The organism is Paracoccus sp. Arc7-R13, from assembly GCF_004010775.1.
Classification (GTDB): Bacteria; Pseudomonadota; Alphaproteobacteria; order Rhodobacterales; family Rhodobacteraceae; genus Paracoccus; species Paracoccus marcusii.
In genome coordinates this window covers 1140680-1160736 of the sequence record NZ_CP034810.1, presented here as the reverse complement: position 1 = coordinate 1160736, position 20057 = coordinate 1140680, and the positions used below count along the sequence as shown (strand labels likewise).

At 68.8% G+C, this 20057-nt stretch carries 16 protein-coding genes and 1 tRNA gene; 11 read left to right on the top strand and 6 right to left on the bottom strand.

What is annotated here, in order from left to right; genetic code table 11:
- Positions 1–190: 190 nt before the first annotated feature.
- Together EOJ32_RS05820 and EOJ32_RS05815 are read right to left on the bottom strand one after the other, a co-directional pair.
- Positions 191–1093 (bottom strand): TIGR02186 family protein, encoded by a 903-nt coding sequence (locus tag EOJ32_RS05820; RefSeq protein WP_240542505.1) that lies wholly within the window; start codon positions 1091–1093, stop codon positions 191–193.
- Positions 1090–2004, bottom strand: coding sequence for a sulfite exporter TauE/SafE family protein (locus tag EOJ32_RS05815; protein WP_045981483.1), 915 nt, complete (start codon positions 2002–2004; stop codon positions 1090–1092). Before EOJ32_RS05815 ends, EOJ32_RS05820 begins: the two co-directional genes overlap by 4 nt.
- Positions 2005–2174: 170 nt before the next feature.
- Here EOJ32_RS05815 and surE point away from each other — a divergent pair, with 170 nt between their 5' ends.
- Genes surE through EOJ32_RS05800 form a run of 3 tightly spaced genes read left to right on the top strand, consistent with a single transcriptional unit; the run spans position 2175 to position 4798 of the window.
- Positions 2175–2984: a 5'/3'-nucleotidase SurE gene (gene surE / locus EOJ32_RS05810; protein WP_127897968.1), complete on the top strand. Its 810-nt coding sequence runs from the start codon at positions 2175–2177 to the stop codon at positions 2982–2984.
- Complete coding sequence (locus tag EOJ32_RS05805) at positions 2981–3631, top strand: protein-L-isoaspartate(D-aspartate) O-methyltransferase (RefSeq protein ID WP_045981481.1); 651 nt, start codon at positions 2981–2983, stop codon at positions 3629–3631. The genes surE and EOJ32_RS05805 overlap by 4 nt, the downstream gene beginning before the upstream one ends.
- Positions 3632–3667: 36 nt before the next feature.
- Positions 3668–4798 (top strand): M23 family metallopeptidase, encoded by a 1131-nt coding sequence (locus tag EOJ32_RS05800; RefSeq protein WP_205963181.1) that lies wholly within the window; start codon positions 3668–3670, stop codon positions 4796–4798.
- A 14-nt stretch (positions 4799–4812) separates the two neighbouring features.
- Here the strand turns inward: EOJ32_RS05800 and EOJ32_RS05795 are convergent, their stop codons facing one another.
- Genes EOJ32_RS05795 through EOJ32_RS05785 form a run of 3 tightly spaced genes read right to left on the bottom strand, consistent with a single transcriptional unit; the run spans position 4813 to position 7954 of the window.
- On the bottom strand, positions 4813–5898 hold the full coding sequence (locus EOJ32_RS05795; protein WP_127897967.1) for a hypothetical protein: 1086 nt from the start codon (positions 5896–5898) through the stop codon (positions 4813–4815).
- A 20-nt stretch (positions 5899–5918) separates the two neighbouring features.
- Positions 5919–7304 carry a TolC family outer membrane protein gene (locus tag EOJ32_RS05790; RefSeq protein WP_046000130.1) on the bottom strand — a complete coding sequence of 462 codons (1386 nt, stop codon included), beginning with the start codon at positions 7302–7304 and terminating at the stop codon, positions 5919–5921.
- Positions 7301–7954, bottom strand: a complete 654-nt coding sequence (locus EOJ32_RS05785; protein WP_045981477.1) for a protein-L-isoaspartate O-methyltransferase — start codon at positions 7952–7954, stop codon at positions 7301–7303. The genes EOJ32_RS05790 and EOJ32_RS05785 overlap by 4 nt, the downstream gene beginning before the upstream one ends.
- 138 nt (positions 7955–8092) lie before the next feature.
- Between EOJ32_RS05785 and EOJ32_RS05780 the strand changes: the two genes are divergently transcribed.
- From EOJ32_RS05780 to opgC, 8 genes are all read left to right on the top strand, one after another.
- Positions 8093–8166: transfer RNA gene (locus EOJ32_RS05780), tRNA-Cys, on the top strand.
- Between the two features lie 29 nt (positions 8167–8195).
- Positions 8196–9413: a 3-deoxy-D-manno-octulosonic acid transferase gene (locus tag EOJ32_RS05775; RefSeq protein WP_127897966.1), complete on the top strand. Its 1218-nt coding sequence runs from the start codon at positions 8196–8198 to the stop codon at positions 9411–9413.
- A 14-nt stretch (positions 9414–9427) separates the two neighbouring features.
- Positions 9428–9832: a DUF1178 family protein gene (locus EOJ32_RS05770; protein WP_127897965.1), complete on the top strand. Its 405-nt coding sequence runs from the start codon at positions 9428–9430 to the stop codon at positions 9830–9832.
- Positions 9833–9906: 74 nt separating this feature from the next.
- Positions 9907–11163: an aspartate kinase gene (locus EOJ32_RS05765; RefSeq protein ID WP_045981474.1), complete on the top strand. Its 1257-nt coding sequence runs from the start codon at positions 9907–9909 to the stop codon at positions 11161–11163.
- A 59-nt stretch (positions 11164–11222) separates the two neighbouring features.
- Positions 11223–13466, top strand: a complete 2244-nt coding sequence (gene ptsP / locus EOJ32_RS05760) for a phosphoenolpyruvate--protein phosphotransferase (protein ID WP_127897964.1) — start codon at positions 11223–11225, stop codon at positions 13464–13466.
- 187 nt (positions 13467–13653) lie between these two features.
- Positions 13654–15159, top strand: a complete 1506-nt coding sequence (locus EOJ32_RS05755; RefSeq protein WP_239441280.1) for a glucan biosynthesis protein — start codon at positions 13654–13656, stop codon at positions 15157–15159.
- Positions 15156–17273: a glucans biosynthesis glucosyltransferase MdoH gene (gene mdoH, locus EOJ32_RS05750; protein ID WP_127897963.1), complete on the top strand. Its 2118-nt coding sequence runs from the start codon at positions 15156–15158 to the stop codon at positions 17271–17273. Before EOJ32_RS05755 ends, mdoH begins: the two co-directional genes overlap by 4 nt.
- Positions 17270–18394, top strand: coding sequence for an OpgC domain-containing protein (gene opgC / locus EOJ32_RS05745; protein WP_045981540.1), 1125 nt, complete (start codon positions 17270–17272; stop codon positions 18392–18394). Before mdoH ends, opgC begins: the two co-directional genes overlap by 4 nt.
- Positions 18395–18445: 51 nt before the next feature.
- Here opgC and EOJ32_RS05740 read toward each other — a convergent pair whose 3' ends face one another.
- Positions 18446–19666 carry a Hint domain-containing protein gene (locus tag EOJ32_RS05740; protein ID WP_127897962.1) on the bottom strand — a complete coding sequence of 407 codons (1221 nt, stop codon included), beginning with the start codon at positions 19664–19666 and terminating at the stop codon, positions 18446–18448.
- Positions 19667–20057: the final 391 nt, after the last annotated feature.

The window sequence follows — 20057 nt, the reverse complement described above, 5'->3', positions numbered from 1 at the left end:
CCCGCCGGTCAGGCCGACTGATCGATCCCGCGGATGGCATACCCGGACGGCTCGACAGCCAGAAAGGCTGCAAACTGTATCATGCAGTGCCCCCGACTATTGCCACGTAAGCCCATCAAGACGTGCAGACGCGGGATTAACATTGCAGGCAGACCCTACGCCGCTGCCCCGCAGCCAAGATGATCGGCGATCACGCTCGCCGCAGCTTCCTGAACGCGGCCGAGGCGCCCCAGCCGGCGATCACCGCCACCGCCAGCGACATCAAGCCATAGAGCAGCGGCTGGTCGAAGGCCAAACGGTACAGCCAGCGTTCCAGGCCCACCTTGCGCACCTCGATCGCGGCGCCATAGGCGTCGATCACCGCCCCCTCCCGCAGCAGGAAGATGCGGGCGCGGTAATCGCCCTCGATCAGGTTGACAGGCAGGCGGATGTCCGTGCGGAACAGCGTGTCCTCGACCAGGGTCACGGCCCCCTCCTCCATCCGGTAATGGCCGTTCTGCTGGCGCAGGCGCAGCAGGGCCTGGGTATAGGGCAGCGTATCCTCGACCTCGGGGGCGCCGGCGAAGGCGCGCAGCACCAGCGGCAGCGAGATGCGGTACCGGTTGTCCCAGTCCGGCGCCAGGATGTCGTCCAGGGGCCGCGTCGTCGCCACCGCATAGAAGCTGGGCGCGGCCCCCACATCGACGCGTTCGGTGTTGACCCAGATGCCGAAGCGGCGGGCCTTCTGCCAGATGGTCAGCGGTTCGGACGGGGCCTCGATCGTCACGATCACGTCCAGGGGGCCGTTGGGAATCGGCGTCTCGCGCCGCACGGCGCCATAGATCAGGATGTCGCTGCCATCGAAGCTGGTCGTGATCGCCACGGCGCTGTTCGACAGGCCCGCCACCACCTGCTCCCCCCCCTGGTCGGCGGGGGCGACCGGATCACCGCGCGGCGACCCCGGATCGGGGAACAGCGGCCAGACCTGGGGGGCGTCCACCGGGGGGATCAGGCCCGCATCCGGGTCCGTGGGCATGGTCGATCCCGCCCCTTGCGCCATCAGCGCGCCCGGCAGCAGCACCAGCATCATCGCCAGGACGACCCCCCGCATCATTGCCCCCGCGTGGTGATGACGAACAGGTCGTCAGGTGTCAGGAACAGGTCCAGCGCCAGCTTGCCGCAGACCGCCAGCACCAGAAGCGCCAGCAGGATGCGCAGCTGCTCGGCCCGCAGGCGCGCGCCCAGCGTGGTGCCGATCTGCGCGCCGATGACACCCCCCACGATCAGCAGCACCGCCAGCATCACGTCGACCGTGTTGTAGCTGACCGCGTGCATCAGCGTGGTGAAGGCGGTCACGAAGGTGATCTGGAACAGCGACGTTCCCACCACGACCTTGGTGGGCATGCCCAGCAGATAGATCATCGCCGGCACCATGATGAAGCCGCCGCCGACGCCCATGATCGCGGCAAGAACCCCCACCGCGACCCCGACCAGAAGGGGCGGAATGACACTGATATAGAGGCCCGAGGCACGGAACTTGACCTTCAGCGGCCAGCGGTGGACCCACATGTGCTGGTGCAGGCGCCGCCGCCCCGTGGGATGGCGCGCACGCAACAAGGCCCGCAGGCTCTCCTGCAGCATCATCGCGCCGATCAGGCCCAGGAAGACGACATAGCACAGCTGGACGACCAGCTCGACCTGGCCCAGCTGCTGCAGGATATTGAAGACCACGACCCCCAGGCCCGATCCGACCATGCCGCCGGCCAGCAGGACGCCCCCCATGCGGAAATCCACGGTCTTGCGCTTCATGTGCGCCAGTACGCCCGACACCGACGATGCGACCACCTGGTTCGCGCCGGTCGCCACCGCGATGGCGGGCGGGATGCCGATGAAGAACAGCAGTGGCGTGATCAGGAAGCCGCCACCGACGCCGAACAGGCCGGACATGACGCCCACCAGCCCGCCCAACCCCATCAGGGTGAAGGCGTTGACCGAGACTTCGGCGATGGGAAGAAAGATCTGCATCGCATCCCGGCCCGTTGCGCACCGTCCCACGATGCAACGCGGCGCGCCCGACGTCAAACCGCTTCCGCCCTGCGGCGCAGGAACGGGTTGAAGCAGAAAGCCGCCCCCGCTAAGCAGATCGGGTCACATCCGCGTGCGCAGGGGCGCGGTCAGCCGGAACAGGGGACAGGATGCGCATTCTCATCACCAATGACGACGGGATCAACGCCCCGGGCCTGGAGGTGCTGCACCAGATCGCCACCGAACTGGCCGGCCCGCATGGCGAGGTCTGGACCGTCGCGCCCGCGTTCGAGCAGTCGGGCGTGGGCCATTGCATCAGCTATACCCACCCCACCATGGTCGCGCGCCTGGCCGAACGCCGCTATGCCGCCGAGGGCAGCCCAGCCGACTGCGTTCTGGCGGCACTGGGCGACATCGTGGGCGTGGCCCCCGACCTGGTGCTGTCGGGCGTCAATCGCGGCAACAATGCCGGAGAGAATGCCATGTATTCGGGCACCATCGGCGGCGCGATGGAAGCCGCGCTGCAGGGCCTGCCCGCGATCGCGCTGTCGCAGTACCTGGGCCCGCGCACCGCGGACCTTGCCGACCCCTTCGAAGGCGCGCGCACCCATGGAGCCGCGGTGATCCGCCGCCTTCTGGATCATGGCGACTGGTCGACGGATGCCGACTTCCGCCTGTTCTACAACGTAAACTTTCCGCCGGTCCCGGCCGCGGAGGTCCGGGGCCTGCGCGTCGCACCCCAGGGCCAGCGCCAGGGATCGCGTTTTGCCGCCCAGCCCTACAGCGCGCCGAACGGGCGCCGGTTCATGTGGATCGCGGGCGGGTCGCAGCAGGCGCCGGCGCGCGACGGGACCGATGTGGCCGCCAACATGGAGGGGTTCGTCTCGGTCACGCCGATGCGGGCGGACCTGACCTGCCATGCGTCGCTGGACCGACTGGCGGCAGCGCTGGACGATCCGCTGGCACGGGCCGCCGAATGAGCGACGAGGACGACGACGCGGAACGCAAGATGCGGTTCGTCTTTCAGCTGCGGTCCCGCGGGGTCACCGATCCGCGGGTCATGGCCGCGATGGAGGGGATCGACCGCGGCCTGTTCGTGCGCGGCCAGTTCGCCGACCGCGCCTATGAGGACACCCCCCTGCCCATCCCCTGCGGCCAGACGATCAGCCAGCCCTCGGTCGTCGGCCTGATGACCCAGGCCCTGGACGTCGGTCCCCGCGACACCGTGCTGGAGGTCGGCACCGGTTCGGGATACCAGGCCGCGGTCCTGTCGGGGCTGTGCCGGCGCGTCTACACCGTCGACCGCCACCGCCGCCTGGTCCACGAGGCCGAGGCGATCTTTCGCGAACTGGGCCTCTACAACATCATCGCGCAGGTGGCCGACGGATCGCGGGGCCTGCCCGACCAGGCCCCCTTCGACCGCATACTTGTGACCGCCGCGGCCGAGGATCCGCCCGGGCCCCTGTTGGCACAGCTGAAGATCGGCGGTATCATGGTGGTGCCTGTCGGACAGTCGGACGCGGTCCAGACCCTGATCCGCGTGACGCGGACCCAAGAGGGTTTCGATTACGACGAGTTGCGGCAGGTGCGGTTCGTTCCGCTGGTCGAGGGGTTGGGCCAGACATGACCCCCGGCCACCATCAGGCAGGCCGAGGACAGGACCATGACAAGACGTGATATTCGGACCGGCTGCGCCATGCTGGCCGTGCTGGCGCTGACGGCCTGCGGGCCGGACGGCAGTTTCGACCCCGACCTGCGCGGGCTGATCGGGGGCATGGACACCGCCCCCGCGGCCGCAGCCGCGGCACCCCGTCCGGCGCCCGACGCACGCGGCGTCATCAGCTTTTCCAGCGGCCAAGTCGCGGTCGCGCAGGCGGGCGACACGCCTGCATCGATCGCCGCCCGGCTTGGGCTGGATGCGGCGGCTTTGGCCGCCCATAACGCCCTGCCTGCCGACGCGCCCCTGCTGGCGGGTGCAGTCCTGGTCCTGCCGACGCAGGTCGCCGCCGGTGCGCCCGCGGGGGCCGCGACCGGTGGCGGCACGGCGATCGTGACCGACCCCTTTGCCGGCAGCGCCCCGGCCAGCCCCACGGCGCGACGCGCCGCCCCGGCCCCTGCCGCCGCTGCAAACCCGGGCGAACATGTCGTCGCCGCCGGAGAGACGGCCTGGGCCATCGCGCGTCGCTATGACGTCAGCGTCCAAGATCTGGCAAGCTGGAACGGCCTGCCGGCCGACATGAGCCTGCGGACCGGCCAGCGTCTTCTGGTGCCGCAGCCCGGCCAGAAACCCGACAGGCTGGCCACGACCGCCCCCGGCGCGGGCAGCCCGACCCCGACCCCGCCCTCGGCCACGCGTCCCCTGCCCGCCGAGGAGACGCCACCCGCGGGCGCCCCCGCGCCAGATACGCCCCAAACCGACCTGGGATCCACGCGGACCGCGGCATCGGGCGGCGGCCAGTTCCGCATGCCGGTCCAGGGGTCAATCATCCGGGTCTATGAAAAGGGCCAGAACGACGGGATCGACATCGCGGCCTCGGGCGGCACAGCGGTCACAGCGGCAGGCAGCGGCCAGGTGGCGGCGATCACCCGCGACAGCGCGGGCACGCCGATCATCGTGGTCCGCCACGAGGGCGACCTGATGAGCGTCTATACCAACCTGGGCGATGTTGCCGTCGCCAAGGGCGACAGCGTCAGCGCGGGACAATCCCTGGGCCAGGCGGGCGACGCGGGCTTCGTCCATTTCGAGATCCGCCGGGGGTTCGAAAGCGTCGACCCCGAGCGGTACCTGAACTGATCCCCGGACGGGGATCAGAGATGCGTCAGCCGTTCGTCCAGTGCCGTGGCGATCTCGCGTCGCACCACGGCACGCAGGTTGCCCGAAAAGCGGGCGCCCATCTCTCCCTCCAGCTCCTCGCGGATCATCTCCTGCAGGTGGGCGCGCATGGTCTTGTCGTCCATCATCTGCGCGACGGTCTGGGCGACGATCTGTGCGACCGGCAGATGCGACAGTGCGGCGGCATCGTGCGCCTGCGGACGGTCGGGACCGTCGCCCGCGGGCGCATGGGCCTGCGGCGCAGGGACGACATCGGCGGTCGCTGATCCGCGGACCTGCGCAGGACCGATGGCGGCATCCTGTGCGGATGCCTGGGCGGGCATCGCCGGCGGCAGCAGGCGCCACAGCAGCCAGTCGCCCCACGCAGAGAGCAACCGTGCGATACGGGACCGGGGCGCCGCTGCGGCCGGGATGACCGCCGGTGCCACGGCAGGCACCACGACCTCCTCGGTCAGGGCATCGGCGATGGGCGCCTCGACGATTGCGTCAGGCAGGGCCAGCGCCACTGCCGCCCTGCCGCGGGCCTTGCCTGTCGCGCGCCGGGGCCGCGACGGCGGGACGCCGTCGTCCGGCAGATCCGCGACCGCCCTGCGCAGATGCGGGGCCAGCTGGATGACCGAAGCCGTGCTGCCCGCCAGCAAACCCCGCGGGGTCGGATCCTGAGACAGGCGGTGCAGCATCGTGCGCGCGTCGCTGTGAGTCACGGGCTGGCCGTCGATCATGTGCCGGATGCTTTGCATTTCGGCACGGATGCGGGCGATTTCCTGGGCGGCCTGACCGATCGGCTGATCCTGGGTCAGGACCGGCAGGGTGACGACCTGAGCGGGCTGCGCCTGCACGACCTTGCGGGTGCGCGCGCGGGCGGGTTTGGCCTCCGGGTCGGCCTTAGCGCGGGGGGCCTTGGCACGGGCAGGCTTGGTGGCGGGGGCGGCCGCATCGGCCTTGGCACTGCGGCTGCGGGGTGCCTTGGGCGCCGCAGCGGCCTTGGCGGTGCTGCGCCGCGGTGCGGGGGTGTCGGTCGCCGAATCCTCGACGGGGGTCATGCGGCGCGCCTCAGTCATGGCGCACCGCCGGGGCCGGATCAGTTCCGGCCGATGGCGCGCAGCACGCGGTCCAGGCTTTCGCCCTGCTTGCTGGTTGCGGGCGCGTCCCGCACAGCATTGTAATATTGCGATGGGTCATAGGTGGGTATCCCCAGTTGCAGGTTTTCTACCGTCAACAGACCCATAGCAGCCAGAAGTTGATAATGAGCTAACTGCAGATTCGATTCCGCGGAAATCCGGTCGGCCCGCGCCTCCAGCAGCGATTGTTCGGCGTCCAGCACGTCCAGCGTGGTCCGCGCACCCAGCAGCGCCTCCTCGCGGACGCCGTCATAGGCCTGCTGCGCGGCCGAGATCTGCTGGTTGATCGCGGTGATCTGCGCGCGGGCGACGGCGATGTTCGCCCAGGTCTCTCCGACCTGCTGGCTGATCTGGCGCGCGGTGTTCAGCAGCGCCGAACGCGCCTGGTCGCGCTGTGCCATCGCGCGGCGATGCGCGGCCGACAGGCGCCCGCCCGAATACAGGGTCTGGCTCAGTTCCAGCCCCACAGACGACGAATTGCGGCTGCCATAGCGGCCGCCCAGGCTGGCTTCGGGCGCGCGGGTCACGCCGACGCTGGCCGTGCCCGACAGGGTCGGGTTGCGTTCGGCGGCGGCGGCGGCCACGCCGATCTCGGCCGCGGCGGCCTGGCGTTGCGACTGGCCGATGGCGGGGTGGGTGCGCTGTGCGATCTGGCGTGCCTCGTCCAGGGTGGCGGGCAGGTTGGGCAGCGGCGGCGGCGCGTCCAGGCGACCCGGCTGGCGGCCGGTCACGGCCAGATAGGCCTCGCGCGCGATCTCCAGCTGGCCGTTGGCGGCAGCCAGCGCGGCACGGGTCGCCGCCAGCTGCGCATCGGCCAGCGCCACGTCGGTCACGGTGATCTCGCCCACGTCGAATCGGTCCTGCGCAGCCTGGCGCTCGCTGGACAGGACGTCGACCGAGTTTTCCTGCAGCCCGACCTGCTGGATGGCCTCGCGCACGTCGAAATAGGCGACGGTCGCGGCCAGCAGGATATCCTGTTCGACCCCCACCAGCGCCTGTCGCGTGGCCAGGACCTGTTCCTTGGCCCCGTCGATGGCCAGCTGCGAGCGTCCGAAATCATAAAGCGTCAGCTGCGCGCCAAGGGACAGCGAGGTCGACCGCACGGTCGTACCCCCCTCGGTCCGCGAGGCGGACTGGCGCGCGACCCATTCGACGACCGGGCGCAGGGCCGCGACGGAGGCCGCGACATCCTCGTCGGCGGCGCGCAGGACGGCGCGGTTCTGTTCGATCAGCGCCGAATGGCGATAGGCCGCCACCATGGTGTCGGCCAGCGATTCGGCGCGGGCGGGCAGTGCCGCGGCCAAGGCCAGCAGCGCACCCCCTGCGAACCGCGCAAGCGGGGTCACAGTGCGAATCCGCGTTGCAGGCCGAACCCGGGCAGCATCGGCGCCTTTGCATTGAACGAATAGCGCCAGCTGAGCTGGCCGTTCTGCCGGGTGCCGATCCGGGCGACGCCCAGCGCGCCCTCGACGAACAGGGCGGCGACGCGGCCGCCCTCGCGCAGCTGCTCGACGATGGCGGCGGGGATGTCCTGGACCGCGCCCTCGATCAGGATCACGTCATAAGGGCCCTGCTTGGGCGCGCCTTCGGTCAGGGGGGCGTGCAGGACGGCGACGTTGTCGATGCCCGCCTCCGACAGGCGCTGTTCGGCCTCGGAGGCCAGTTCCGCGTCGTCCTCGATTGCGACGACGGCCTCGGCCATGCGGGCCATGACGGCGGCCGAGTAGCCGTAGCCGCAGGCCAGGTCCAAGACCAGCTCGTCGGGCTGGATGTCCAGCGCATCGACCATCTTGGCCAGAGTCCGCGGCTCCAGAAGGACGCGGCCGTGGCCGATGTCCAGGTTCTCGCCGGAATAGGCGACAGAGCGGCGGCTGGCGGGAACGAACTCCTCGCGCGGAATGGTCAGCATCGCGTCGATCACCGGGAACTTGGTGACGTCACTGGTGCGCACCTGCGTGTCCACCATCGTCGTGCGGCGCGCGGCGAAATCGCTCATGTCGGGGAACCTCTGCTGGACCTGTTTGGCCGACTATTGCCATGTTTCCCGCAGTTGGGCAACGCAGGACATCGGCCCCGCGCTTCGCGTCTTGCAAGGGTCGCGGCAATCCGCTAGGACACGGCCACTCTCGACGGCGGCGGGTTGGCGGAGAGGTTACGCACCGGATTGCAAATCCGTGAAGACCGGTTCGATTCCGGTACCCGCCTCCACCTCATCCTGACCGAGGGGACCTTCCTGCATGATCTATGACGCCACGACCCGCATCGCCGAGGCCGCGCTGTGCCTGCGCGCGCGGTTGGGCGGATCGCGGGCGCTGCGTGAGCGTCTGGTCTGCACGGGCGCGCCCGGCCCCGCCGCGATCTGGCTGCATGCCGCATCCGTCGGAGAGCTGACCTCGGCCCGCGTGGTGATCGAGGCACTCGCCGCCCGCCACCTCCTGACGGTCACCACCAACAGCGAGACGGGCCGCGCACTGGCGCAGGACTGGGGCTTGGCCGCGCGGCTGGCGCCTCTGGATCTGCCCGGCGCGCTGGCCCGGTTCCTGGATGCCGCGCGCCCCACGCTGGCGATCACCGTCGAGGGAGAGTTCTGGCCGCTGCGGTCGCGCCTGCTGGCCGAACGCGGCATCCGCCAGGCGATGATTGGGGCGCGCATGTCGGAACGGTCGGCGGGCACCTGGGCGCGGTTTCCGCGCATCATCGGGCCGATGCTGGGACGCGTCGCGGCCCTGTCGGCGCAGGATCAGGGCAGCGAGGCGCGCCTTTTGAACCTGGGCCTGCCGCACCGCGCGCTGCTGCCGCGGCTGGACCTCAAGCTGCTGGCCCCGGCGGCGCAGCCCGTGCCCCCGGACAGTGCGGCCCGCGACCGGGTGATCCTGGCGGCATCGACGCATGAGGGCGAGGACGGGCCGGTGCTGGACGCCTTTGCCGCGCTGCGGGATGCCCGGCCCGACCTGCGCCTGATCCTGGCGCCGCGCCATCCCGACCGGGGCGATGCCATCGCGGCACTGATCGCGACGCGCGGCCTGTCCTTCGCGCGCCGCAGCGCGGGCGCGGACGATGCGCCGTCGGGCGGCGTACTGCTGGCCGACACCTTGGGAGAGATGGCGCGCTGGTACGCGCGCGCCGGGATCTGCATCATCGGCGGCAGCCTGCAGGACCATGGCGGCCACACCCCGTGGGAGCCCGCGGCCCATGGCTGCGCGCTGATCCACGGCCCCCATGTCGGCAACTTCGTCGAGGCCTTCGATGCGCTGGACGGGCACGGCGCGGCGCGACCGGCAGGCGATCTGACGGCGACCCTGTCGCGGCTGACCGACACGCCCCACGAGGCCCGTGCGATGGGCCGCGCGGCGCGGGCCGTGCTGGTGGACCGGGCGGGCGATCCTGCGGTGCTGATCGCGCGGCTGGACGATCTTGCACGCGCCCCCGGCGGACCCGATATAGGGATCATCTGACAGGAGTTGTTGCGATGATCCGCTATGCCTTGCGCTGCGACCAGGGGCATGATTTCGACGGCTGGTTCCGGTCCTCGGACGGGTTCGAGGCGATGCGGGATGCGGGTCAGGTCGGCTGCGCGGTCTGCGGCGCGACCAAGGTCGACCGGGCGCTGATGGCCCCGGCGGTCAGCGACAAGACCCTGACCGCCCCGCGAAACCCGGCCGAGGCCGCCTTGCAGGCGCTGCGCCGCAAGATCGAGACCAGCTCCGACTATGTCGGCCTGTCCTTCGCCGAGGAGGCCCGCGCGATGCACGAGGGCACGCGGCCCGCCCGCGCCATCCATGGAGAGGCCCGCCCCGAGGATGCGCGCAGGCTGATCGAGGACGGCGTTCCCGTGGCCCCCCTGCCCTTCGTCCCGCGTCCCAAGACGAACTAGCGCCGCCCCTTGCGGTTCGCGCGCACCGCCCCTAAAAGCCCCGCCGACGCACATCCTTTGGCTGGAGGCCCTTGATGCCGCTTCTGGTAATGAAATTCGGCGGCACCTCGGTGGCCGATCTGGACCGGATCAAGAACGCCGCCCGCAAGGTGCAGCGCGAGGTCGAGCGGGGCTATGACGTGATCGTCATCGTCAGCGCCATGTCCGGCAAGACGAACGAACTGGTCGGATGGGTCGAACAGACCTCTCCGCTGTTCGACGCGCGCGAATACGACGCGGTGGTCAGTTCCGGAGAGAACGTGACCGCGGGCCTGATGTCCCTGACCCTGCAGGAGATGGGCGTGCCCGCACGCAGCTGGCAGGGCTGGCAGGTGCCGATCAACACGACCGCCGCCTATTCGGCCGCGCGCTTCGTGGACATCCCGCGCAAGAACCTGGACCAGAAGTTCGCCGAAGGCTTCAAGGTCGCCGTGGTCGCGGGCTTTCAGGGCCTGTCGCCCGAAGGCCGCATCACCACGCTTGGCCGCGGCGGATCGGACACGACCGCGGTGGCGTTCGCCGCCGCCTTCGATGCGGAACGCTGCGACATTTATACCGACGTAGACGGGGTCTATACCACCGATCCCCGCATCACCTCGCGCGCGCGCAAGCTGCCCCGCATCGCCTTCGAGGAGATGCTGGAGCTGGCATCCCTTGGCGCCAAGGTGCTGCAGACGCGGTCGGTCGAACTTGCGATGCGCTACAAGGTGCGCCTGCGGGTGCTGTCCTCGTTCGAGGATACCGACGAAAATTCCGGCACGCTGATCTGCGATGAGGATGAAATCATGGAATCGAAAGTCGTCAACGGTGTCGCCTCGTCGCGCGACGAGGCCAAGATCACCCTGGTCACGGTCGAGGACCGTCCCGGCATCTCGGCCGCGATCTTCGCGCCGCTGGCCGATGCGGGCGTGAACGTCGACATGATCGTTCAGAACATCTCAGAAAAGGACTATGACGATCACCCGGGTTCGGTGACCGACATGACCTTTTCCGTGCCGATCAACCAGGTCGAGCGCGCCAAGCGTGCGATGGAGGAGGCCCGCCAGGCCGGCCACATCGCCTATGACGAACTGGTCGTCGACACCGAGGTCGCCAAGGTGTCCGTCGTGGGCATCGGCATGCGCAGCCATGCTGGCGTCGCCGCCCGCATGTTCAAGGCGCTGGCCGATGAAAACGTCAACATCAAGGTCATCTCCACCTCCGAGATCAAGATTTCGGTGCTGATCGATCGGAAATACATGGAACTGGCCGTGCAGGCGCTGCATGATGCCTTCGAACTGGAGAAGGCATAACGCCCTCTGGTTGGTTCCCCGGTCGGGGACACGCGTAACGGCAGAAGGCGGGGCAGGCGATGCAGGATCGCACCGACAGCGACTCTCGCAAGCTGCTGAAGCGGCTCAAGGAAATCTTGGCCGCGGCGGGCGGTGGGCAGGATCGGCTTGACCAGATCACCCACCACATCGCCGATTCGATGGGCACCGAGGTCTGCTCGATCTATCTGTTCCGCGATGCCGACACGCTGGAACTGTGCGCCACCGAAGGGCTGCGCCCCGAGGCCGTCCACCAGACCCGGCTGCGCCTGGGCGAGGGTCTGGTCGGCCGCGTCGCCCGAACCGGGCGCAACGTGAACACCGCGAACGCCCCCGCCCAGCCCGGCTTCCGCTTCATGCCCGAGACCGGGGAGGAGGTCTTTCCCGCCTTCCTGGGCGTGCCGATCCAGCGGGTCGGGGAACGGCTTGGCGTCCTGGTCGTGCAATGCGCGACCGCCCGGCAGTTCTCCGAGGACGAGGTCTATGGGCTGGAGGTCGTGGCCATGGTCCTGGCCGAGATGACCGAACTGGGCGCGTTCCAGGGCAGCCAGTCCGACAGCCTGCCGCTGGCACACCGCTTTCCGCTTCTGGTGCGCGGCGCCACCGGGCAGGAGGGCGTTGCCGAGGGGCGCGTCTGGCTGCATGAGGCGCGTGTGGTCATCGCCAACCCGGTTGGCGACGACCCCGACAAGGAGCTGGCCCGCCTGCACGAGGGCGTGGAGACCCTGCGCGAGACGGTCGACAGGATGCTGGGCGCGGTCGACATGGGCGACGGCGATCATGCCGCGGTCCTGGAGACCTATCGGATGTTCGCCCATTCGCGCAGCTGGCTGAAGCGCATGGAGGAGGACATCCGCCTTGGCCTTTCGGCCGAGGCCGCGGTGGAGAAGGAGCAGTCCGGCGCCCGCGCCCGGCTGGAGATGGCCGCCGACCCCTATCTGCGCGACCGCCTGCACGATCTGGACGACCTGTCCAACCGCCTGCTGCGCATCCTGACCGGACAGGGACACGACACCGGCGCCGAGATGCCCGAACGCCCGATCCTGGTCGCCCGCAACATCGGCCCGGCCGAACTGCTGGAATACGGGCGTCGGCTGAAGGGCGTCGTGCTGGAGGAGGGATCGGTCGGCAGCCACGCGGCCATCGTCGCCCGCGCGCTGGCCATTCCGCTGGTCATCCACGCCACCCGCATCACCACCGAGGCGCTGAACGGCGACCCGATCCTGGTCGACGGCGATCAGGGCGTCGTCCACCTGCGCCCCGAGGAAACCGTCCACAAGGCGTTCCTGGACAAGATCGCCATGCAGGCCGAGGCGCAGGACCGCTATGCCGACCTGCGGGACCAGCCCGCCACGGGCACCTGCGGCACCACCATCCAGATGTTCATGAACGCAGGCCTGATGGCCGACCTGCCCTCGCTGGAGGGGTCGGGCGCCGAGGGGGTGGGCCTGTTCCGGACTGAACTGCAGTTCCTGGTCCGCAGCCACGTCCCCCGGCGCGCCGAGCTGGCCGGTCTGTATGCGCGCGTCATGGACAACGCCCAGGGCAAACCGGTGATGTTCCGCACGCTGGACATCGGGTCGGACAAGGTTCTGCCCTACATGAAGCCGCAGGACGAACCGAACCCCGCGATGGGGTGGCGCGCGATCCGCGTGGGCCTGGACAAGCGCGGCGTGCTGCGGATGCAGCTGCAGGCCCTGATCCGCGCCAGCGTGGGCCGGCCCCTGCACGTCATGTTCCCCTTCATCGCGGACATCACGGAATACGAGGCCGCGCACCGCATCCTGATGCAGGAGATGGCGCGCGAACAGCGCCTGGGGCATTCCATGCCCAGCGACATCCGCGTCGGCGCCATGCTGGAAACGCCGTCCCTGGCCTTCGCACCCAAGCGGTTCTTCGAGATGTGCGACTTCATCTCGATCGGCGGCAACGACCTGAAGCAGTTCTTCTTTGCCGCCGACCGCGAGAACGAGCGGGTCCGCCGCCGCTATGACACGCTGAACGTGTCGTTCCTGTCGATGCTGCGCCAGATCATCGCGCGCTGCGCCGATGCCCGCGTGCCGCTGTCCTTTTGCGGCGAGGATGCCGGGCGGCCGGTCGAGGCGCTGGTCTTTGCGGCCCTGGGCATTCACCGCCTGTCGATGCGGCCGGCGTCGATCGGACCGGTCAAGCACCTCATCCGGCGCATCAGCATCGTCGAGCTGGCCCGCGTCATCGAGGAGGCCGAGGCCGAGGGCCTGACCAGCGTGCGCGGCCCCGTGACGGCCTGGCTTGCACGACAATGAACCGATAAGGCCGATTCCTGCTTGCCCGGCGGGCCCATATCGGCCGATAAGCGAGCAAACCGCCCGGCACGCTTGCTGCACTGCGGCGTGCCGCGTATATTCGCTTATCCTTGTCGAGACATCCCCGGATATGAAACGTCGTCAATTTCTCAATGCTGCCACCGCCCTGGCTGCCGGTGGATCGCTGATGGCGGTCCCGGCACAGGCCCAGGCGCCTGCCGAAGGCGTGGACCCCGCAGCCTTCGGGCCCCCTGCCCCGCAGCCCTTCGACTTCGAACAGGTCGCGACGCTGGCGCAGGAACGGTCCGCGCGCCTGTACGTCCAGCCGGTCGCGGAACTGGTCGGCAGCTTTGCCAACCTGGACTATGACCAGTATCGCGGCATCCGTTTCCGCCGCGACCAGGACCCGCTGGCGGGCAACGCGACCTTCCGGGTGGATCTGCTGTCGCCCGGTTCGATTTTCTATGAACCGGTGCAGATCAACCTGGTCCGCGACGGCGTCACCCGGCCGATCCCGTTCGACCCGGCGCTGCTGGAATTCGACGAACGCTATTTCCCCGACGGCCCGGACCTGAACACGATCGGCAACATGGGCTGGTCCGGGTTCCGGATGCGCACGCCGCTGAACCGCCCCGGCGTCATGGACGAGTTCATCGTCTTTCAGGGCGCCAGCTATTTCCGCGCGGTGGCACGCGGCACGCTGTACGGCCTGTCCGCGCGTGGCTTGGCCATCAAGACCGGCAGCCCCGACGGCGAGGAATTTCCGCTGTTCACCGATTTCTGGATCGTCGAGCCCAAGCCCGGCGCGGAAAGCGTCCGCATCTATGCGATCCTGGACAGCAAGTCGGTCGCGGCAGCGTTCCAGTTCGACGTGACGCCCGGCGCAGTGACCATGGTGCGGACCCGCGTCGCGCTGTTCCCGCGCGTCGATCTGCGCGAGACGGGCCTGGCGCCACTGACGTCGATGTTCTGGTTCAGCCCGGCCAGCCGCCGGGTCGTCGACGACTATCGCCCCGCCTGCCACGACAGCGACGGGCTGCAGATGCAGACCGGTGCGGGCCAGTCGCTGTGGCGCGGGCTGATGTCGCCGCGCAACCTGCAGATCAGCAGTTTCGTCGACACCGATCCGCGCGGCTTTGGCCTGGTCCAGCGGCCCCGCGACTTCGAGACCTATCAGGATGCCGAGGCGATGTACCATCTGCGTCCCTCCGCCTGGATCGAGCCCGAGGGCGATTGGGGCGCGGGCGAGGTGCGCCTGATAGAGATCCCGGTCGAGAACGAGTTCAACGACAACATCGTCAGCTACTGGCTGCCCTCCGACACGATCCCCGGCGGAGAGCGGACCGAGTTCCGCTATCGCCTCAGCTTTGCGGGGCTGCCGCCCAGCAACCTGCCGTTGGCCAAGGTCCGGCAGGTGCGGTCCGGCCGGTCGATCAATGTCGAGACGACGCGCAGCTATATCATCGATTTCGATCTTGGCATGTTCCGCGAGACGCTGCCCAACTATCAGGTCAGCGCGTCCGAGGGCCGGATCGCGCATGCCTATCTGAAACCGCTGCCGGAACAGGGCGTGCTGCGTCTGGCATTCGAATTCGAACCGGGGCGGACGCAGCTGTCCGAACTCAGCGCGCTGCTGACCGATCCCGACGGCCTCGCCCTCAGCGAGACCTGGCTGACGCGCTGGACGGCATGACCATGGACCATGACATGACGACGGCCGGTCGTTCCGACGCGCCGGCCGTGGCACCCGTTGTGCCGCCTCTGGCGCCGCTGACGATGCCCGTGCAGGATTTCGCGCGCCACCCGCAGGCGGGGCCCACGCGGCGCATGAACAGCCTTCGCGTCTGGCTGGCGCGGCTGATCGCCTTTGGCGGCACCGCGGTCCTGGCCGTCGTGGGCTTTTCGCAGATGCTGGCGGCCTTCGGCGCCGATCCCACGCCGATGCAGATCGCGCTGCTGGTGCTGTTCGTGCCGACCTTTGCCTGGGTGGGCTTTTCGTTCTGCGGGACGCTGGCCGGGTTCCTAGCCCCCCGCCTGACCACGCCGGATGGGCCGAACGATGCCCGCGTCGTCGTCGTCATGCCGATCTATCACGAGGATGTCGCGACCAGCACGGGCCTTTTGGTCGCCCTCGCCCGAGAGTTGGAGGCCGAGGGCATGGCCGACCGGACCGAGATCTTCGTGCTGTCGGACACCCGCGACCCCGCCATCGCCGTCAACGAGACGCTGGTGATCGACCGCGCCCGCGCCCTGTCGCCGCTGCCCCTGTGGTATCGCCGCCGCCTGTCCAACGACGATCGCAAGTCCGGCAACCTGGCGGAATTCGTGCGCCAATGGGGCGGACGCTATGACCAGATGGTCGTGCTGGACGCCGACAGCGTGATGTCGGGCGCCACCATCCGCGCATTGTCGGCGCGCATGTCGGCGGACCCCCAGGCGGGCCTGATCCAGACCATGCCCATGCTGGTCGGCGGAGAGACGATCTTTGCCCGCCTGACCCAGTTCGCGGGTCGCGTCTATGGCCCGATGATCGCGCGCGGCGTGGCCGCGTGGTCGGGTGATACCGGCAACTACTGGGGTCACAACGCGATCATCCGCGTCAGCGCCTTTGCCCAGGCCTGCGGCCTGCCCCGCCTGCCCGGCAATCCGCCCTTTGGTGGCACCATCCTCAGCCACGACTTCGTGGAGGCCGCCGCCCTGTGCCGGGCCGGATGGGCCGTGCGCCTGGATCACGACCTGCGCGGCAGCTATGAGGGATGCCCGCCCACGCTGCTGGACATGGCCGTGCGCGAACGCCGTTGGGCGCAGGGCAACCTGCAGCATTCCCGCCTGCTGGGGGTCAAGGGCCTGCGCGGTGTCAGCCGGGCGCACATGATCATCGGCATCATGGGCTTTCTGATGAGCCCGCTGTGGCTGGCCCTGATCCTGGTGGGTCTGGTCCTGTCGGCCACCGTGCTGCTGTCGACGCCGGAATATTTCCCCAACGCCTATCAGCTGTTCCCCGAATGGCCGGTCTTCGACAGCCGCCGGATGCTGTGGCTGTTCGCCATCGCCATGGGCCTGCTGCTTCTGCCCAAGTTCATCGCGACCTTCCGGGCCTGGGCGCGTCCCCTGGCGCGCAACTCCGGCGGCCGCGTACGCATCTTTGCCAGCGCCATCTTCGAGACGGTCCTGTCCGCGCTGATCGCGCCCGTGCAGATGCTGGTCCAGACCCGCCAGATCTTCGAGATCCTGTCGGGCCGCGACAGCGGTTGGAACGCGCAGACCCGCGCCGGATCGATGCCGTCCTGGGGCGTGGTGCTGCGCCACCATTGGGCGCATGTCGTCCTGGGCCTGGGCACGCTGATCGTGCTGGCGACCTTCTCTCCTGCCCAGCTAATCTGGCTGTCACCGATCCTGGCGGGGCTTATCCTGTCGCCGCTGACCTCGCGCCTGTCGGCCAGCCCGGTCTTCGGCCGGTGGGCACGTCTGCGCGGCCTGCTGGTCACCCCCGAGGAACGCGATCCCCCCGCCATCCTGACCGAGGCCGCGGCCATCAGCCGGTCCCTGCCCCAGGCCATGACCGGGCGTGACAGCCTGCTGCGGCTTGGGTCCGACGCCGACCTGCTGGCGCGCCATGTCGCGATGCTGGCCCCCCTGCCCGACGACCTGCCCCGCGCGGTCCGCCTGGCCCGGATCACCGCCGGCGCCAAGATCGAGCATGCCAACGGACAGGTCGCCGCCCTTGACGACATGGATCGCACCGAAACGGACGCCATGCTGCTGGATCCGGCCCTCCTGACCCGGTGGAGCCGGTTGCCCGCATGAACCGTCTGATTGCGCTGGATATGCTGCGCGGCTACGCGCTGGTCAGCATCATGATCAACCACATGCCGATCTCGGTCCTGCGGGGGACGACGCTGCCGAACTTCTCGATCTTCGATGCGTCCGAGATGTTCGTGCTGCTGTCCGGCTTCCTGGTAGGCCTCGTCTGGCGCAGCGTCGAAACTCGCGAGGGACGCCGCATGGCCCAGCGCCGGTTCGCCCGCCGCGCGTTCGAGGTCTGGCGCGCCATGCTGATCGGCGCAGTGCTGATGGCGCTGCTGTCGGCGGCCCTGCTGGCGCTGGATCGTCCGCACACGGCGATCTGGAATCAGTACGCGATCTGGATCCTGGAGAACCCGTTGGGCTTCGTCGGCACGGTCGCCACCTTCTGGGTCCAACCCAACATCATCGATGTGCTGGCCGTCTACGTGATCCTGATCACCCTTTCGGTGGTCGTGGTGCCGCTGATGCTGCGCTGGCCGCTGATCGTGGCGTTGGGGTCGGTCCTGCTGTGGTGGCACGCGCCCGAACTGAACGCGATGATCCCGAACCACCGGACCGAGAACGGCTTCCTGTTCAACCCGTTCGGCTGGCAGATGCTGTTCTATACAGGTACGGCGATCGGCCTCTATCGCCAGACGATCATGGCGGTTCTGTGGCCGTGGCGGCACGTGCTGACGGTGCTGGCGATCGGCATGTTCGCCTTCGGCAGCGCCATCGTCATCGGCGCCCGGATCGGAGAGCCCGCGCTGGCTTTCCGCCAGGCGCTGATGCAGGTCTATGGCACCATCGACAAATGGAGCCTGGACGGCACCCGCTATCTGGCGATCGTCGCCGCCGCGTGGCTGGTCTCGGTCCCTTTGGCACGGCCGATGGAATGGCTGGCGGCCACCCGCCCCGGCGTCGCATTGCAGCAGATCGGCAAGGGCGGACTGTTCGCCTTCGTGGCCTGCGTGCTGCTGTCGGTGCTGGGCGACGCGTTCCAGATGACCCCCGCGGACCAGCCCACTTGGCGGCGTCTTGCGGTCGATCTGTGGGCCTGCGTGGCGCTGTGGTGGGTGTCGGCCCTGTGGCTGGAGCACGGCGCCCCCTGGCAGCGTGCCCGCAAGGCACGACGGGCCTGAATCGAAAAGGCCGCCCGTGACGGGCGGCCTTCTTGCTGTCGCGCCGGCGGTTCAGCCCACCAGTGCGCAGGCGTTGCGCTGATGGCGTTCGGCCATCTTGCGCACCATCCTGTTCTGCGGAAGATCGCGTGCAGGAAGGGTCGCGCGACCCGCATCGATCAGGTCCGGAAACAGGGTCAGCAGCTCCTGCCGTGCGGCCGGGCCGACCATGCGCAGGGCCTGCACGCCGGTATAGAGCGATTCGGTATCCGCCCCGTTGGACCGGATTACCTCGTGGCGGTCGAACATGATGTGGAAATATTCGACCTCGGCCAGATCGGTGGCCAGTTCGAACCCGTCCAGCGACAGCAGTTGCTTGGCGGCGACCAACACCTCGAACGTACCGAACATGCGCTGCGCGATCCGGGACCGCACCAGCACCCGATGCTGGGGAGAGACGATCAGATCCCGGGACGGTGTGTTGATGCCTAGGGCACCTGCCGCGATGCGGACCGGCGTCAGGCGCGAATTGCGCGCCAGCGCCACCGCGGACAGGCGCTGCGATCCCGTCCAGCGCAGCGGCTGCGCCCCGTTGTCGCGCGTCATGACCAGATCGCCCGGGCGAAGGGTCTGGACGGCCACCGGCCCATCCGGCGTGTCGATCAGGGTGCCGGCGGCAAAGCACACGATTTCGATATCGTCATCCGCCAGCACGAGCGTCCCGTCACCGCTGATCGTGGTGTTGATCACGGCGGTATCAAGCACCTGCTGGGTCAATCCTGTGACCTGCGGCAGCGCGGCACGCAGAGCCCCAGTCGGGTCCAGCCCTGCAATGGTTTGGTTCACCTCGTTGAGCGGAACCGTCACGGTCGTGTTCACACCAAGGACCCGAACAGTGAGGGTCGCCTGAAGGCGGTCTGCGGTCAGGGGCTGATCGCTGATGAAATACACGTTGCCGTCATTGTCGCGGAAATAGTCGACGTCCACTGGATTTACCTGCAGGCGGACGCCGTTGGTCAACGCACCCGACAGCTGACCGATATTGGCGGCCGCTGTCGACAGGACGCCGGACCCTAGATACGTGCCCGGCAGGGGCTCTCCATCGATGATCGGCGTCAGGAACTCACCGGCTGTAACGGTGTTCGGTCCGGTCTCATCGTCCTGGACGCGATAGCCGTCAAAGGACTGGCCGGCGCCGAAATCATTCAGCACGGAGGTGGGCGGCAGCGTCACCACCGGAGAGTCGACGGTTCCGGTAATGGTCGTGCCTTCAAGTTGGGTAAGGACGGGCATGGGCGTCTCCTTGGAACAGGGGCGTAAGAGGTCCGTCCCCGCAGAACAGCTCTGGGGGCCAATCAGGTAATCGGAATTGCCGGGGCGCCCGAAGGCACCCTTCAGGGGTCAGTAAGCGATCGGCCAGTGCGGGCACGGGGGATGGGGTCGGATGCCGTGTCGCATGGTCTGGCCTCGCTCCGATCGGGGCCCGTGCGCAAATACTGCAGGGGCCAAGTGCAGGACCGCGACGGCGACCCTGTTAACCTTCATTACCACATTATGTACGCGAAGATGCATGACCAAGAAAGAACCGAACGGTACGGTTCCAGTCGAGATGGGCTGCAACTCTAGCAGTGATACGTTCAGAGCGAACGAAATCTGCTAAGGACACGTCGCCTCTCACCAACGT